Source organism: Kitasatospora sp. NPDC058218 (assembly GCF_042882445.1).
In the GTDB taxonomy this organism is placed as follows: Bacteria; Actinomycetota; Actinomycetes; order Streptomycetales; family Streptomycetaceae; genus Kitasatospora.
On sequence record NZ_JBHVWC010000054.1, the window covers coordinates 1 to 17,019 of the forward strand.

Sequence of the window (17,019 nt, forward strand, 5' to 3'; positions counted from 1 at the left end):
TTGACTTTTGGCACGCTGTTGAGTTCTCAAGGAACGGACACTTCCTTCGGACCGCCTTCCAGCGGGCCCTCCGGGCGCTTCGTTCTTTCGTGTTTCAAGCTTATCAGATGTTTTCCGCTCCGTTTTCCGGAGTTTCATTTACCTGATCGGCTTTTGCCTTTCGGCGCTCCCGAACTCTAGCAGAGTTTCTCGGGCCGTTTTCCGCACTCCGTAACTCGAAATTCGTTTCGAGTACTTCCTGCAGGCCGTCCCGTGGGGCAACCCGGAGAACACTACGCACCGGGTCGCCCCACGTCAAACCGGACGAGAGGGCTGTCGAGCGGGCGCTCAGACCTCGACGACGACCGGCAGGATCATCGGACGGCGACGGTAGTTGTCCGCCACCCACTTGCCGATGGTCCGGCGCACGAGCTGCTGGACCTGGCGGATCTCCAGGACGCCGTCGCTCGCCGAGCGGTCCAGTGCCTCCTGGAGCTTCGCCGCCACCGGGACGAACGAGTTGTCGTCGATGCCGGAGCCGCGGGCCTGGATGGTCGGACCGCCCACGATCTTCCCGTTGGTGGAGTCGACCACCACGAAGACCGAGATGAAGCCCTCCTCGCCGAGGATCCGGCGGTCCTTCAGGGAGGCCTCGGTGATGTCGCCCACGGACGAGCCGTCGACGTAGACGTAGCCGGCCTGCACCTTGCCCACGATCCGGGCGACGCCGTTCTCGAGGTCGACGCAGACGCCGTCCTCGGCGATCACCGTGCGGTGCTTCGGGATGCCGGTGGCGATGCCCAGGTCGGCGGCCGCCCGCAGGTGGCGCCACTCGCCGTGGACGGGCATCAGGTTGCGCGGCTTGCAGATGTTGAAGAAGTACAGCAGCTCGCCGGCCGATGCGTGGCCCGAGACGTGCACCTTGGCGTTGCCCTTGTGCACGACCTTGGCGCCCCAGCGGGTCAGGCCGTTGATCACCCGGTACACGGCGTTCTCGTTGCCGGGGATCAGCGAGGAAGCCAGGACGACGGTGTCGCCCTCGACGATGCGGATCTGGTGGTCGCGGTTGGCCATCCGGGACAGCGCGGCCATCGGCTCGCCCTGCGAACCGGTGCAGATCAGCACCACGTCCTTGTCCGGCAGGTCGTCCAGCTGCTTGACGTCGACGACCATGTTGCCGGGGACCTTCAGGTACCCGAGGTCGCGCGCGATGCCCATGTTGCGGACCATCGAGCGGCCGACGAAGGCCACCTTGCGCTTGTACTCGTGCGCGGCGTCCAGGACCTGCTGGATGCGGTGCACGTGGCTGGCGAAGGAGGCGACGATGATGCGCTTGTCGGCGTTCGCGAAAACGTTTCGCAGCGCGGCCGAGATGTCCCGCTCGGACGGGATGAAGCCGGGGACCTCGGCGTTGGTGGAGTCCACCAGCAGCAGGTCCATGCCCTCCTCGGCCAGCTTGGCGAAGGCCGGGAGGTCGGTGAGGCGGCCGTCGAGCGGCAGCTGGTCCATCTTGAAGTCGCCGGTGGCGACCACCATGCCGGCGGGCGTGCGCACGGCGACGGCCAGCGCGTCCGGGATGGAGTGGTTGACCGCGATGAACTGGCAGTCGAAGGGGCCGATCCGCTCGCGGTCGCCCTCCTTGACCTCCAGCACGTAGGGCCGGATCCGGTGCTCGGCCAGCTTGGCCTCGATCAGGGCGAGGGTGAGCTTGGAACCGATCAGCGGGATGTCCGGGTTCTCCCGGAGCAGGTACGGGACGGCACCGATGTGGTCCTCGTGCCCGTGGGTCAGCACGATGCCGTCGACCTTGTCGAGCCGGTCCCGGATGTAGCTGAAGTCCGGGAGGATCAGGTCGACGCCGGGCTGCTCGTCCTCGGGGAAGAGGACGCCGCAGTCGACGATGAGAATGCGGTCCCCGAATTCGAGGATCGTCATGTTGCGGCCGATCTCGCCGAGGCCGCCGAGCGGGGTGATCCGCAGGGCACCCTCCTTGAGGGCCGGGGGCGCGCCGAGTTCGGGATGCGGGTGGCTCAAAAGACTCTCCTCACGACGCACGCCATATGCCCGGGGTCCTCCCCCAAGAGACATATGGCGTGCGTACTCAGTGTCGGTTTCCTACTGGGTCGGTGCTCTCGCGCCTTCGTTCCGGTCCAGCGGCAGACCCCCTGGGAGGTCCGGCGAGCCGGGGCGCGCACGTCTTGTCTGTTACAGGTGTACCCCGCCGGCGGCGAGATCCTTCTTCAATTGCGCGATCTCCTCGGAAGTCGCGCCCACCAGCGGCAGCCGGAGCGGTCCGGCCGGCAGGCCCTGGAGCTCCAGGGCCGCCTTGGTGAGGATGACACCCTGCGTGCGGAACATACCGCTGAAGACCGGCAGCAGGCTCTGGTGGATCGCCGTGGCCTTGGCCACATCTCCGCCCAGGTAGGCGTCGATCATGCTGCGCAGCTCACCGGCGACCACGTGCCCGACCACGCTGACCACGCCGGCGGCGCCGACGGAGAGCAGCGGCAGGTTGAGGATGTCGTCGCCGGAGTACCAGGCCAGGTCGGAGCGGGCGATGGTCCAGGCGGCGGCGCCGAGGTCGCCCTTGGCGTCCTTGTTGGCGACGATCCGCGGGTGCTCGCCGAGCCGGACCAGCGTCTCGTGGCTCAGCGCGACACCGCTGCGGCCGGGGATGTCGTAGAGCATGACCGGCAGGCCGGTGGCGTCCGCGATGTGCGTGGTGTGCCGGTACAGGCCCTCCTGCGGGGGCTTGCTGTAGTACGGCGTGACGACCAGCAGGCCGTGTGCTCCGGCCGCCTCGGCCTGGCGGGCCAGGTCGGCGCTGTGGTGGGTGTCGTTGGTGCCGACGCCGGCCACCACGTGCGCGCGGTCCCCCACCGCCTCCACGACGGCGCGGACGAGCCGGGACTTCTCGGCGTCGCTGGTGGTCGGGGACTCACCGGTGGTGCCGTTGACGACGAGGCCGTCGTTGCCTGCGTCGACGAGGTGTGCGGCGAGGCGCTGCGCGCCGTCGAGGTCGAGCCCGCCGTCAGCGGTGAACGGGGTCACCATCGCGGTCAGGACCCGGCCGAACGGCGTCTGGGGGGTGGAGGTCGGAGCCATGCGTCCAAAACTACTCGTAGGCGGTGGGGCGGTACCCCAGCCGGTCCAGGGTTCGGACAGGTGTGGCGCGCGGAGCGGCACAAAGATGGGATTCCGGTGCTGCATGCTCGGGGGTTCATGCAGCACCGGAATCCGTGTCACGAGCGTAGGGAGCGGCTAGAAAAGCCGCAATCCAGACATGCCCGGCAAGCCGCCCATATGCCTGTCGCCCCAGGTCAGGGGGCGACCCGGCCGTGCTTCTCGAAGGCCGCATGGGTGAGCGGCATGAGCCGGGCCCACTGCTCCTCCATCTGCTCGGCGACCATCTCGATCTCGCGCTGCGGGAACGACGGCACGGCCGCGTTCTCCTTCTTGGTCCGCAGCGACAGGAAGTGCATCAGCGAGCGCGCGTTGCAGGTCGCGTACATCGAGGAGAACAGACCGACCGGCAGCACGGCCCGGGCCACCTCGCGGGCGACGCCGGCCGCCAGCATCTCCTGGTAGCGGTCGTACGCCTCGCGGTACGCCGTCTCCATCGCCCCGGTGACGGTCTCGTGCTGCTCCGGGGTGCCGTCGACGAACTCGTACCGGCCCGGACGGCCCTGCTGGACGAGCTTGCGCTCCTCGCCGGGCACGTAGAAGACCGGCTGCAGCTCGCGGTAGCGCCCGGACTCCTCGTTGTAGGAGTTGTGGACGACGATGCCGTCGGCGAGGAAGTTGTGCCAAGGGCCCTCGACCGCCAGGTCGTAGGTCATCTCCTCGCCGTCCTCGGCGATCCCGACCACCAGATCGGCCTTGGCCAGGGCCACCTTGCCGCCGCGCTTGGCCAGGGCCTGTTCGTCGGCGCTCTTCGCCGCGTGGCAGTCCGCGCAGGCGGGCGCGAGGTTGCCCTCGTCCAGCGCCTTGCCGAGGTCGAGCGCGACCGGGACGACGTGGTCGAGTTCCAGCGCCTCGCGGGGGAAGCTGCGGGAGCACAGGTAGCAGACGTCCAGCTCGTCGATGAGCCGGTTGCGCTGCATCGAGGTCCAGACCCCGATGCCCCGGCGCAGGCTCGGCGGTACCAGGGCCTCGGAGGGGCGTGCCGCGGTGCCACCGGCCATCACCGAATCCCCGACAGCCAGCTCACCCGCCTTGCGCCAGCCGTCCGGGGTGAGGATCGCGTGGTCCTTGCTGCAGCGCAGCTGCTTTCCACTCGCCGTGGTCAGCCTGATGAGCTGCTTGACACCGGATTCCATGACGTCGACGATCCGCGCCCGTCCGGCGAGGAGGGTGCGCTCGTCGAAGCACCGCACGTGGTTGCGCCGGACCGACTCCAGCTTCCGGGTGCGCTTGCCGGGGTGCTGCTCGCGGAACTCCACGACGGCCGCCTCCGCGGCCTCGCGGGTCTCGTGCAGACCCAGGTGGTGGGTCTCGCCCTTGAACTTGACCTGGGCGCGCCACTTCTCGGACTTCTTGTGCCAGGTCACCCCGCCCTTCGTGGCCGGCATCCGGTCCTCGACGCCGACGTGCCACTGCTGGTGGAGCTCCGCGATGGTCCGTCGCTTGAGCGAGCCGTCCTTGCCCTGCAGCGTGATCTGCGTGTCGCCCGCGAGGCACCAGCCGCTGCGGTGGCGGTGGAACTCGCGGAAGACGAAGATCGGCGCACTGATGAAGAAGGTCATCGAGTTGTGCTCGAACGGCGTGCCGTGCCGGTCCCGCATCAGGTAGTTGATCAGGCCCTTGGACTTCTCCGGGTCCTGCTGCAACGCCTCCAGGGACTGCTCCCCGGCCGTCGAGACCCGGGCCGCCCAGATGACGTCCGAGTCGGCGGCGGCGCTGCGGACCAGCTCCACGGTGACATCGCTGCGGAACTGGGGGGCCGTAGGTTCGTCGGTCACGCGGTACTCCTTGCGGGTTCTGTTGTGCTGTGCAGCCGGATCGCGTGCTGCATGGTCTTGCGGGCGCGCGGGGTGTCGCCGGCGTCGGCGTACGCCACCGCGAGGCGGAAGAAGACCCGCCAGTCGCCGGGCGACGCCTCCGCCTCGGCCTTGCGGCGCGCGAACACCGCGTCGGCCGAGTCCCGGTCGATCCGCCCACCGGCGGTGCGCTTCAACTCGTCCACCGGCAGGCCGCCCTCGGCCTCCAGCTCACGGGCGAGCCGCTCGCTGGCCCGGCCGAAGCGGACGGTCTGGCGCAGGAACCAGACCCCGATCGGCGGGACGACGAAGGCGCACAGGCCCAGGCCGATGCCGAGCGGCTTGCCGGTGGCGATGAGCTGGACGCCCTCGCCGACACAGACCAGGGCCACCAGCAGCAGCACGCCGGAGAGGACGAAGAAGCCGGTACGGGAGGTCATCCGGGGCTCACAGGTCCAGGAAGTTCTCGAGGCCCACGGTGAGCCCGTGGTTCTCCACGACCTTGCGCACGCCCAGCAGGATGCCCGGCATGAAGCTGCTGTGGTGCAGCGAGTCGTGCCGGATGGTGAGGGTCTCACCGGTGTCGCCGAACATCACCTGCTGGTGGGCGAGCAGCCCGCGCAGCCGGACGGCGTGCACCGGCACCCCGTCCACGTCCGCGCCGCGGGCGCCGGGGAGGCTGTGCGTGGTCGGGTCCTGCTGCGGCGGCCGGCCGGCCTCGGCGCGGGCGGCGGCGATCAGCTGGGCGGTGCGGGTGGCCGTGCCGCTCGGCGCGTCGGCCTTGCGGTCGTGGTGCAGCTCGACGACCTCGACCGACTCGAAGTACCTGGCGGCGGTCTGGGCGAACTTCATGCCCAGCACGGCGCCGAGCGAGAAGTTCGGCGCGATCAGCACGCCAACGGGCAGCGGCGGCCGGCCGGTGGCCTCGGCCGGGTACAGCCAGTGCTCCAGCTCGCCCAGCCGGATGTCGTCCCAGCCGGTGGTCCCGGTGACCACGTGGATGCCGCTGTGGACGCAGAAGTCGAGGTTGCGCATCACGGAGTCCGGATGCGTGAGCTCGACGGCGACCTGGACGCCGGCCTCGGTCAGCTCCTCCAGGTCGGAGCCCCGGCCCAGCGCGGCGACCAGCTCCATGTCCGGGGCGGCCTCGACGGCCTTGACCGCCTCGGAGCCGATCCGGCCCTTGGCGCCGATCACGGCGACACGCAGCGTCATGGTGAGAAGTCCCTTCAGACCAGCAGGTCGGCGAGCCGGGCGGCCCGCTTGTCGTTGATCGGGCCGATCAGCGCCAGCGAGGGCCGGTACGCGCCCAGCACATCACGGGCCACGGCGTGGACGTCGTCCAGGGTCACGGCCGCGATCCTCGCCAGCATGTCGTCCACCGAGAGGTGGTGGCCGTAGCTCAGCTCGGCCTTGCCGATCCGGTTCATCAGGGAGCCGGTGTCCTCCATGCCGAGCACGGTGGAGCCGGAGATCTGGCCGATCGCCCGGTGCAGCTCCTCCTCGGTGATGCCGTCGGCGACCACCTTGGCGAGCTCCTCGCGGCAGATCCGCAGCACCTCCTCGACGCGCTTGGGCTGGCAGCCGGCGTAGATGCCGAACAGGCCGCTGTCCGCGTAGGAGGAGGAGTACGAGTACACCGAGTACGCCAGGCCGCGCTTCTCCCGGACCTCCTGGAACAGCCGCGAGCTCATCCCGCCGCCGAGCGCCGCGTTCAGCACGCCCATCGCCCAGCGGCGCTCGTCGTGGCGCGGCACGCCGGGCACGCCGAGCACCAGGTGGGCCTGCTCGGTGGAGCGGTTGAGCACCTCGACCTTGCCGGCCGTGCGCAGCGCCTTGATGCCGCGCCTGGCGTCGGCGGGCTCGGCGGTGGAGCGCGCCAGCAGCGGTGCGAAGGCCCGCTCGACCTGCCGGACCACCTTGCGGTGGTCGAGGTTGCCGGCCGCGGCGACGACCAGGTGCTCGGGCTTGTAGCGGCGGTGGAAGAACCCGGCGATCTGGTCGCGGGTGAGGCCCTTCACGGTCTCCTGGGTGCCGAGGATCGGGCGGCCGAGCGGACCGCTGCCGAAGATCACCTTGGCGAAGAGGTCGTGCACCACGTCGCCCGGGTCGTCCTCGGCCATCGCCATCTCCTCCAGGATGACGCCGCGCTCAGCCTCGACGTCCTCCGGGCGGATCAGCGAGCCGGTGAGCATGTCGCAGACCACGTCGATGGCGAGGGGCAGGTCGGTGTCGAGCACCCTGGCGTAGTAGCAGGTGTTCTCCTTCGCGGTGAAGGCGTTCATCTCGCCGCCGACCGCGTCCAGGGCCGCCGAGATGTCCAGCGCGCTGCGCCGCTCGGTGCCCTTGAAGAGCAGGTGCTCCAGGTAGTGGGTGGCTCCGTTGAGCTGCGGGGTCTCGTCCCGCGAGCCGACGCCGACCCAGATGCCGAAGGTCGCGGAGCGCACCGTCGGCAGGGTCTCGGTGACGACCCGCAGGCCGCCGGGGAGGACGGTGCGGCGCACCGTGCCGGCGCCGTCCACGCCCTTGAGCAGGGTCCGGGTGGTGCCGGGGCGCTGCTTCGCCGCCGAGGCCTGGGCCACGGGGTGTACCTCCGTAGAAAGCATGTGCAACAACAGGGTGCGGCCCGCACGCCGACGGGGCGTGCGGGCCGCGGCCGCTTCTATCGAACCGGGGGGCTAGCGGCGCTTCACTCGGAAGCGGCCTCGTCGCCCTCTTCGCCCTCGACGACCGGGATCAGCGAGAGCTTGCCGCGCGGGTCGATCTCGGCGATCTCGACCTGGACCTTGGCGCCGACGGCGAGCACGTCCTCGACGTTCTCCACGCGCTTGCCACCGGCCAGCTTGCGGATCTGCGAGATGTGCAGCAGGCCGTCCTTGCCCGGCATGAGCGAAACGAACGCGCCGAACGTCGTGGTCTTCACCACGGTGCCCAGGTAGCGCTCGCCGACCTCCGGCATGGTCGGGTTGGCGATCTGGTTGATCGTCGTACGGGCAGCCTCCGCCGAGGGACCGTCGACCGCACCGATGTAGATGGTGCCGTCGTCCTCGATGGTGATGTCCGCGCCGGTGTCCTCCTGGATCTGGTTGATCATCTTGCCCTTGGGGCCGATGACCTCACCGATCTTGTCCACCGGGATCTTGATGGTGATGATGCGCGGCGCGTTCGGCGACATCTCGTCGGGCGCGTCGATGGCCTCGTTCATCACGTCGAGGATGTGCAGGCGGGCGTCCTTGGCCTGCTTCAGCGCGGCGGCCAGCACGGAGGCCGGGATGCCGTTCAGCTTGGTGTCCAGCTGCAGCGCGGTGATGAAGTTGCGGGTACCGGCGACCTTGAAGTCCATGTCGCCGTACGCGTCCTCGGCGCCCAGGATGTCGGTCAGCGCGACGTAGTGCGTCTCACCGTCGATCTCCTGCGAGATCAGGCCCATGGCGATACCGGCGACGGCGGCCTTCAGCGGCACACCGGCGTTCAGCAGCGACATGGTGGAGGCGCAGACCGAGCCCATCGAGGTGGAGCCGTTGGAGCTCAGCGCCTCGGAGACCTGGCGGATCGCGTAGGGGAACTCCTCGCGGGTCGGCAGCACGGGCAGGATCGCCCGCTCCGCCAGCGCGCCGTGGCCGATCTCGCGGCGCTTGGGCGAGCCCACGCGGCCGGTCTCGCCGACCGAGTACGGCGGGAAGTTGTAGTTGTGCATGTAGCGGCGACGCGTCTCCGGGGAGAGCGTGTCCAGCTGCTGCTCCATGCGCAGCATGTTCAGCGTGGTGACACCCAGGATCTGGGTCTCGCCGCGCTCGAACAGGGCCGAGCCGTGGACGCGCGGGATGGCCTCGACCTCGGCGGCCAGGGTGCGGATGTCGGTGACACCGCGGCCGTCGATGCGGACCTTGTCCTTGATGACGCGCTCGCGCACGACCTTCTTGGTCAGCGCGTTGTACGCGGCGCTGATCTCCTTCTCGCGACCCTCGAACTCCGGGAGGAGCTTCTCGGCGGCGATCGCCTTGACGCGGTCCAGCTCGTTGTTGCGCTCCTGCTTGCCCGGGATGGTGAGCGCCTGGGCCAGCTCGTCCTTGACCGCGGCGGTCAGGGCGGCGAGCACGTCGTCCTGGTAGTCCAGGAAGACCGGGAACTCGCCGGTGGGCTTGGCGGCCTGGGCGGCCAGCTGGGACTGCGCGGCGCAGAGCACCTTGATGAACGGCTTCGCGGCGTCCAGACCGGCGGCGACGACGTCCTCGGTCGGCGCCTCGGCGCCGCCCTCGACCAGCTTGATGGTCTTGTCGGTGGCCTCGGCCTCGACCATCATGATCGCGACGTCGCCGTCCGGCAGGACGCGACCGGCGACGACCATGTCGAAGACGGCCGACTCCAGCTCGGAGTGGGTCGGGAAGGCCACCCACTGGCCCTTGATCAGCGCGACGCGGACGCCGCCGATCGGGCCGGAGAACGGCAGGCCCGCCAGCTGGGTGGAGGCGGAGGCGGCGTTGATGGCCACCACGTCGTACAGGTGGTCCGGGTTGAGCGCCATCACGGTGACGACGACCTGGATCTCGTTGCGCAGGCCCTTGACGAAGGACGGGCGCAGCGGGCGGTCGATCAGGCGGCAGGTGAGGATCGCGTCCTCGGAGGGCCGGCCCTCACGACGGAAGAACGAACCGGGGATGCGGCCGGCGGCGTACATCCGCTCCTCGACGTCCACGGTCAGCGGGAAGAAGTCGAAGTGCTCCTTCGGCTGCTTGGACGCGCTGGTGGCCGACAGCACCATGGTGTCGTCGTCCAGGTAGGCCACGGCGGAGCCGGCGGCCTGACGGGCCAGACGGCCGGTCTCGAAGCGGATGGTACGGGTGCCGAAGGAACCGTTGTCGATCACGGCTTCGGCGTAGAACACGTTCTCTTCCACCTGGAAGATCTCCTCTTTCGTACGTCTCCGGGAGAGCGCCCCCGCGCATCGCTGCCGGTGGCCCTGGGCCCTCTTTCGCAGAGGAAGGCAGTCGGGCCGGTCTTCGATCGAAGCCTCCGGTGGGCCCCGCTCGGTCTGCGGGGCTTCCGGCGGCCACTACCGAGGACCGGCGCCTCTCGGCTGCCGGGCCGGGGCGGGCGGTCCGCGTCTGGACGCTCTCTCGGATGCGGGCGGCTTCCGTTTGAAGCCTTCGTCCCGCGGGGGGTCGGGGTCTTTCGCCTGGGTGGCGCGGTGTCGCGCCATCACCCGGCATGCCCACAACCCTACGGTGCAATCCTCGGCCACCAGGGGAGGTGCGCGCGAGTTGTTATGTGCGGTTGTCGTCGTCCGGGCCGCTGCGGGCACCGAGCGCGGCATACGCGCGAGGGGCGGCTCCCCGGTGTGGGGAGCCGCCCCGAGCGGCGGTCTTAGCGGGCGCCACCGGCGGCGCCGCGGCGGATGCCCAGGCGGTCGACGAGCGTACGGAAGCGCTCGATGTCCTTCTTGGCCAGGTACTGCAGAAGGCGGCGGCGCTGGCCGACCAGGATCAGCAGGCCACGACGCGAGTGGTGGTCGTGCTTGTGGGTCTTGAGGTGCTCGGTCAGGTCCGAGATACGGCGCGAGAGCATGGCGACCTGGACCTCGGGGGAGCCGGTGTCGCCCTCCTTCTGGCCGAACTCGGCGAAGATCTGCTTCTTGACGTCAGAGGCGAGAGCCACTGCAACTCCTTTGAGGTGATACCGAGCGGGCCTGGTCTACGGCACAGGACTCTGTGAGAACTCGGTGTCGTGACTGAGTGCGGCCGGCGGTCGGCGACCCGCGTGGGGCGGACACCCTGCTGCACTCGAAGGGCAAGCGTACCAGTGTGCCCGGCGCGGCCGGTCAGCCGGTCGCGCCGCGCACCAGGGCGTAGACCTCCAGCACGCCCAGCGCCAGCGGCACGAGGGCGATCAGGGTGAGGCTGTCGACCAGGTCCAGGATGCGCCCCCAGAACGGCGATACGCCGAGCCGGGGCACCACCAGGGCGATCGCGGTGAGCACCGCGGCGCCGAAGGCGATCGAGGTCGCCAGCCAGATGGTGCGCAGGTCCACCTCGGTGGAGCTGGCGGCCTTCAGGATGAACAGCGGCGTGTGCAGCGAGAGGCCGACGATCAGCAGCGACAGCCCGAGCAGGCCGGCGATGGTGAGGCTGAAGACCTGCGCGGTGTAGCGGAACAGCCGGGCGCGCAGCATGGTGGCGATGCCGAGGGTGAGGGCGAGCAGCTCCGGGAAGAGCTCGTCGGTGAAGCCGAGCACGGCGCAGGCGCCGACGATCACCGCGGCGCAGCCGCCGACCAGGCCGACCAGCACCTCGTGGCCGCGGCGGGCCTGGTGGGCGATGCGCTCGTACTGGACGGCCTCGGCGCGGCCGGCCTCCTCGTCGTAGTCACGGCTGCGGGTCCGGGTCTGGCCGGGGGCGCTGAAGCCGACGGGCAGCCGGGCGAAGCGGGCGGAGAGGCTCGGCAGGAAGCCGATCACGGCGACGGCCGCGACGCCGGTGACGGCGGCGATGTGGTTGGCCGGGGTCGCGGGCAGCAGCACGGCGGCGAAGGTGGCGAGCGCGCCGGCGGCGGCGAGGAAGGCCGCGGCGACGAACAGCGAGTCCTTCTCGGGGAGCAGGCCGACCAGCAGGACGGCGATCACCAGGACGGCGACGCAGCCGGTGAGGAACTGGAGCCGGCCCGGTCCCTCCCACTTGTGGGCGACGGCGATGACGCCGCTGCCGCCGATCAGGGCGTGCGGCAGCGCGCCGAGGCCGAGCGCGAGCGCCGCCCAGGCGTCCTGGTAGACCCGGGCGCGGACGCCGGCCAGGGCGGTGAGCACGACGGCGATGACGCCGGACAGGACGCCGGGCAGGCCGTGCATGTCGTGGCGCAGGTCGGAGAACCAGAGCGCGAAGCCGAGCAGGGTGAGCAGCACGCCGGCGCCGATCAGGCCGAAGGCCCGCATCAACTCGGGGCTCCAGAACCGGCGGTCGGCCTCGACGGCGGTGGCGATGGCGTCGGCGACGTCGTCGTAGACGGCCGGCGGCAGCGACTCGGCGAAGGGACGCAGGCTGAGCAGGTCGCCGTCGCGGACCTGCTGCGCGGCGAGCGGCAGGCCGCTGTCGAGCACGGTGCCGTCGCGGCGGACCAGGTGGAAGCCGGTCGGGGCGCCGTCGGGCTGGGTCTGCCCGGAGAGCCGCAGCACCTCGGGGTAGACGTCGGCGAGCGGGACGTCCTCGGGCAGGGCGACGTCGATCCGGCTGTCCGGGGCGACGACGGTGACCCGGCAGAAGCCGGTGCTGGTGGAGGTGCTCATGCCCGCACCTCGCCGACGCTCCGCGCGTGCCGAGCACGACGCGCTTCCTTGACGAGTGGCTCGCTTCGCTCGCTCACTGCGCACCCCTCGATCGCTCGACGCACTGGGCGCTCCCCCTTGTTGACGGTGCCGCTCTACCCGCGGCGGTCGTTCTGGCTGCTGGCGCGTGCCGGCCGGGCTGGAACTGACTCGATCCGGCCATGAGTTGGCGCGGCGTTACCCTACCCGTTCCGTTCCCGCCCGCCACCGCGCAGGGGCCGGTGGAGCGGTGTCCGGCGGCGGCCGGCGGGGTCGGCGGCCACTGCGGGGCGCCCTGGCTGATCCGCCGGAACGGGCCCCAGTAGGATCGGCCCCTGCGCAAGGCGACGGGGGCAGGGGCCGCGCTCCTCCCCGGGTGCCTGCGGTCGGCGGAGCGGGGGCGGCGTCACACGGGGCGCCCTCACCCGTACGTATCCAGTTGCGTGAGGGCTGATGCCGAAGTGAACGATCAGACCGTTCGAAACCGCGGGGTGGGGTGCGCATGAGTGTGATCACGGTCAAGCGCCCCGCACGGGCCTATCCCCCGGCGGTGCCGGACGAACCGGTGGAGTTGGTCACCCCGCCCGAACTGCCCCGCTCGGGCGGCGAGGACTGGGTGATGAGCATCCTGCCGATGCTCGGCATGGGCGGCTCGGCGGTGTTCTTCTTCTCGCCCGGCGCGCAGGCCCCCATGAAGATCATGGGTGGCCTGATGATCGTCTCGACGGTCGGCATGGCGCTGGCGCAGATCATGCGGGCGCGCAAGGGCGGTTCGACCGCCACCGCCGACGAGCGGCGGGACTATCTCAAGTACCTGCAGCAGATGCGCCGCCAGGTGCGCCGGACGGCGGAGCGCCAGCGCGGCGCGCAGCTGTTCCTGAACCCGGAGCCGGACCAGCTCTGGTCGATCGTCGCGGACGGTCGCCGGCTCTGGGAACGCCGCACCGCGGACGCGGACTTCGCGCAGATCCGGGTCGGCCGGGGGCCGGTCCAGCTGTCGACTCCGCTGGTGGCGCCGCAGACGGCGCCGATGGAGGAGCTGGAGCCGCTCTCGGCGGCGGCCATGCACACCTTCCTGAAGGCCCACGGCACGCTGCAGGACCTGCCGTTGGCGGTCTCGCTGCGCGCCTTCTACCACATCACGGTGTGCGGCGACCCGGACACCGTGTACGGCAACGTCCGGGCGATGATCGCCCAGTTGACGACGCTGCACTCGCCGGACGACCTGCTGGTCACGGTGGCCGCGGCGCCGGGCGCGGTGGAGGAGTGGGAGTGGACCAAGTGGCTCCCGCACAACCAGCACCGCAAGGACAGTGACGGCGCGGGTTCGCGCCGGCTGATCGCGACCGGCCTCGGCGAGCTGGAGCACCTGCTCCAGGACGAACTGGCGGGGCGCCAGCGCTTCGTGCGCGACGCGGCGCCGTCCTCGGACCAGCCGCACATCATCGTCGTCATGGACGGCGCGTCCGTCCCGCACGACTCGCTGCTGGCGGGCGCGGAGGGCGTGCAGGGGGTGACCATCGTCGAGGTGGTCCCGGGCGACCTGGACGAGCCGACCGGCCACCTGATCGTCACGGTGACGCCGGACGAGCTGGTGCTGCGCTCGGCCTCCGGCGCGACGTACACCGGCACGCCGGACACGCTCTCCACCTGGCAGTCCGAGGCGCTGGCCCGTCAGCTGGCGCCGTACCGGATCTCGGCCGGCGGTGACGACGAACCGCTGCTGTCCAACCTGGACTTCACCGAGCTGATGAACTCGGGCGACCCGGGCTCGTTCGACGTGACGCGCAGCTGGCGCACGCGGGCGCAGCACGAGAAGCTGCGGGTGCCGATCGGCGTCGGGGCCGGCGGCGAGCACGTCTACCTGGACATCAAGGAGGCCGCGCTCGAAGGCATGGGCCCGCACGGCCTCTGCGTCGGCGCGACCGGCTCCGGCAAGTCGGAGCTGCTGCGCACCCTGGTGCTCGGTCTGGCGATGACGCACTCCTCGGAGACGCTGAACTTCGTCCTCGCCGACTTCAAGGGTGGTGCGACCTTCGCCGGGATGGCGGACATGCCGCACACCTCGGCGGTGATCACCAACCTGGAGGGCGAGCTCACCCTGGTCGACCGCATGCGCGACGCGATCGAGGGCGAGATGAACCGCCGTCAGGAGCTGCTCCGCTCGGCCGGCAACTACGCCAACCTGAACGAGTACGAGCGGGCCCGTGCGGCGGGTGCGGCGCTGGACCCGCTGCCGTCGCTGGTACTGATCATCGACGAGTTCTCCGAGCTGCTGACGGCGAAGCCGGACTTCATCGACATGTTCATCCAGATCGGCCGGATCGGCCGTTCGCTGGGTGTGCACCTGCTGCTGGCCTCGCAGCGCCTGGAGGAGGGCAAGCTGCGCGGTCTGGACACCTACCTGTCCTACCGGATCGGTCTGCGCACCTTCTCGGCGGCCGAGTCGCGGGCGGCGATCGGCGTGCCGGACGCGTACCACCTGCCGCCGGTGCCGGGTGTCGGCTACCTGAAGTTCGGCACCGACGTGATGGACCGGTTCAAGGCCGCGTACGTCTCGGGGCCGTACCGGGCGCCGGGGCAGCAGCGGTCGACCGGCGGACGGCTGGTGACGGCGCAGCCGGTGCTGTTCACCGCGGCCGAGGTGCCGGTGCTGGAGCCGCTGGTGCAGGAGGTGGAGCCGGAGATCGAGGAGCAGGACGACGCCCTGGTCGACACCGTGCTGGACGTCTTCGTGCAGCGGATGGCGGGGCAGGGCCCGGCCGCGCACCAGGTGTGGCTGCCGCCGCTGGACGAGGCGCCGAGCGTGGACCAGTTGCTGCCGCCGCTGCAGGCGACCGCGGAGCGCGGTCTGACCTCGCCCGGGTTCGGTGCGCTGGGCCGGCTGAACGTGCCGGTCGGCATCGTGGACCGGCCGCGCGAGCAGCGCCGCGACGTGCTGCACCAGGACTACTCGGGTGCGGCCGGTCACGGTCTCATCGTGGGTGGTCCGCGGTCCGGCAAGTCGACGATGGTGCGCACCACGGTGGCCGGGTTCGCGCTCACCCACACGCCGCTGGAGGCGCAGTTCTACCTGCTGGACTTCGGTGGCGGCGGCTTCCAGTCGCTGCAGGACCTGCCGCACGTCGGCGGGGTGGCCGGCCGTCTGGACGCCGAGAAGGTGCGCCGGATGATCAGCGAGGTGCACGGGGTGCTGAACCGGCGCGAGGAGCTGTTCCGGGCGACCGGGATCGACTCCATCGTGACCTACCGGGCCCGGCGGGCCAACGGTCAGCTGCCGGACGAGCAGTTCGGCGACGTCTTCCTGATGATCGACGGCTGGAACACCTTCAAGCAGGAGTTCGAGATGCTGGAGCCGGTGATCGGGGACATCGCCCAGCGCGGTCTCGGTTACGGCGTCCACCTGATCGTCACGGCGGCCCGCTACGCGGAGGTCCGTCCGGCGCTGAAGGACCTGCTGCAGAACCGGACCGAGCTCAAGCTCGGTGACGCGATGGAGTCCGAGGTGGACCGCCGGGTGGCGCAGAACGTCCCGGCCATGCCGGGGCGCGGTGTCACCTCCGGCAAGCTGCACTTCCTCTCCGGCCTGCCCCGGCTGGACGGCTCGTCCTCGGTGGAGGACCTGCAGGACGGCGTGACCGCGCTGGTCGCCGCCGTCAACGCGGCCTGGACGGGCCCGCGCGCACCGCAGGTCCGGATGCTGCCGGCGGTGCTGGACGGCCACTCGCTGCCGAAGGGCTTCGAGTACCCGGAGCGCGGTGTCGCCTTCGGCGTGGACGAGGTCGAGCTGGCGCCGGCGTTCGTCAACTTCGAGACGGACCCGCTGTTCATCGTCTTCGGCGACACCGAGTCCGGCAAGTCGGCGACGCTGCGGATGCTGATCAAGCAGATCACCGAGCGGTACACCCCGGACCAGGCCGGCATCGTGGTCGGCGACTACCGGCGCGCGCTGCTCGGTGCGGTGCCGCAGGAGTACCTGGTCGAGTACGCGGCGGCGCAACCGGCCATGACGAGCATCGTGGAGATGCTGCGCGGGGCGTGCTCGCGCCGTCTGCCGGGCCCGGACGTGACCGCCGAGCAGCTGCGCAACCGCAGCTGGTACAGCGGCAAGGACATGTTCGTGATCGTGGACGACTACGAGCTGGTGGCGACCGGTTCGGGCAATCCGCTGGCGCCGCTGGCCGAGTTCCTGCCGTTCGCCCGGGACATCGGCCTGCGCGTGATCATCGCGCGCAGCGCGGGCGGCGCCGGTCGCTCGCTCTACGAGCCGGTGATGCAGCGGATGCGGGAGCTGGGCGGCCAGGGCGTGATCCTCTCCGGCAACAAGGACGAGGGCGCGCTGCTGGGCACGGTCAAGCCGCAGCCGCTGCCGCCGGGCCGGGGCGTGTTCGTCTCGCGCCGGATCACCAGCGGTCAGATGGTGCAGACGGGCTGGCTGCCGTCGGCGTAGCAGGCGCGACCGCCGTCGGCGGTGGTCACGGAAAGTGATCGAGGGGTCGGGTTCCCGAGGAGCCCGACCCCTTTCGCGTCCAGGTGCTGAAACGTTACCTAGATCTTTCCGGCCCCGGGCTGCGGTTCCCGCACCCCGTGCGGGCGGCGGCGGACGCGGGAAGCCCGCCTGGGTGACGCGCCTCCGTGTCGATCAAAAGCCTTGGAATGGGAGAACGCAACACTCAGTTCACCTTGGATTCAAGTGCCATGTGGCGAAGGTAACAAGTCGGACATACGTGATAATGACCGTGCGTGATCATCAGATCGCATGTTTAT

9 protein-coding genes and 3 pseudogenes are annotated in these 17,019 nt (G+C 70.6%); 1 reads left to right on the forward strand and 11 read right to left on the reverse strand.

Annotated features, from left to right (window positions below):
* Positions 1 to 327: 327 nt before the first annotated feature.
* From ACFVYI_RS29775 to eccD, 11 genes and pseudogenes are all read right to left on the reverse strand, one after another.
* Complete coding sequence (locus tag ACFVYI_RS29775; protein ID WP_387891354.1) at positions 328 to 2,013, reverse strand: ribonuclease J; 1,686 nt, start codon at positions 2,011 to 2,013, stop codon at positions 328 to 330.
* 171 nt (positions 2,014 to 2,184) lie between these two features.
* Positions 2,185 to 3,084, reverse strand: a complete 900-nt coding sequence (gene dapA / locus ACFVYI_RS29780; protein ID WP_387891356.1) for a 4-hydroxy-tetrahydrodipicolinate synthase — start codon at positions 3,082 to 3,084, stop codon at positions 2,185 to 2,187.
* Positions 3,085 to 3,299: 215 nt separating this feature from the next.
* Positions 3,300 to 3,749, reverse strand: a pseudogene (gene thyX, locus ACFVYI_RS29785) (FAD-dependent thymidylate synthase); the annotation flags it as partial.
* 3 nt (positions 3,750 to 3,752) lie between these two features.
* Positions 3,753 to 4,550 (reverse strand): annotated as a pseudogene (locus tag ACFVYI_RS29790) (HNH endonuclease); the annotation flags it as partial.
* A 108-nt stretch (positions 4,551 to 4,658) separates the two neighbouring features.
* A pseudogene (locus tag ACFVYI_RS29795) lies at positions 4,659 to 4,940 on the reverse strand (FAD-dependent thymidylate synthase); the annotation flags it as partial.
* Positions 4,937 to 5,398, reverse strand: a complete 462-nt coding sequence (locus ACFVYI_RS29800) for a hypothetical protein (protein WP_387891358.1) — start codon at positions 5,396 to 5,398, stop codon at positions 4,937 to 4,939. The gene ACFVYI_RS29800 and the pseudogene ACFVYI_RS29795, both read right to left, overlap by 4 nt.
* A gap of 7 nt (positions 5,399 to 5,405) precedes the next feature.
* Entirely contained in the window at positions 5,406 to 6,173 is a 768-nt protein-coding gene (gene dapB, locus ACFVYI_RS29805; protein WP_387891359.1) for a 4-hydroxy-tetrahydrodipicolinate reductase, read from the reverse strand.
* 14 nt (positions 6,174 to 6,187) lie between these two features.
* Complete coding sequence (locus ACFVYI_RS29810) at positions 6,188 to 7,564, reverse strand: M16 family metallopeptidase (protein WP_387891360.1); 1,377 nt, start codon at positions 7,562 to 7,564, stop codon at positions 6,188 to 6,190.
* Positions 7,565 to 7,647: 83 nt separating this feature from the next.
* Positions 7,648 to 9,855 (reverse strand): polyribonucleotide nucleotidyltransferase, encoded by a 2,208-nt coding sequence (locus tag ACFVYI_RS29815; RefSeq protein WP_387891362.1) that lies wholly within the window; start codon positions 9,853 to 9,855, stop codon positions 7,648 to 7,650.
* A 467-nt stretch (positions 9,856 to 10,322) separates the two neighbouring features.
* A complete protein-coding gene (gene rpsO / locus ACFVYI_RS29820) occupies positions 10,323 to 10,613 on the reverse strand; it encodes a 30S ribosomal protein S15 (protein ID WP_031072625.1) in 291 nt (96 codons plus the stop codon).
* A gap of 163 nt (positions 10,614 to 10,776) precedes the next feature.
* Complete coding sequence (eccD, locus tag ACFVYI_RS29825) at positions 10,777 to 12,234, reverse strand: type VII secretion integral membrane protein EccD (protein WP_387891363.1); 1,458 nt, start codon at positions 12,232 to 12,234, stop codon at positions 10,777 to 10,779.
* A gap of 520 nt (positions 12,235 to 12,754) precedes the next feature.
* Between eccD and eccCa the strand changes: the two genes are divergently transcribed.
* Complete coding sequence (eccCa, locus tag ACFVYI_RS29830) at positions 12,755 to 16,702, forward strand: type VII secretion protein EccCa (protein WP_387891365.1); 3,948 nt, start codon at positions 12,755 to 12,757, stop codon at positions 16,700 to 16,702.
* Positions 16,703 to 17,019: the final 317 nt, after the last annotated feature.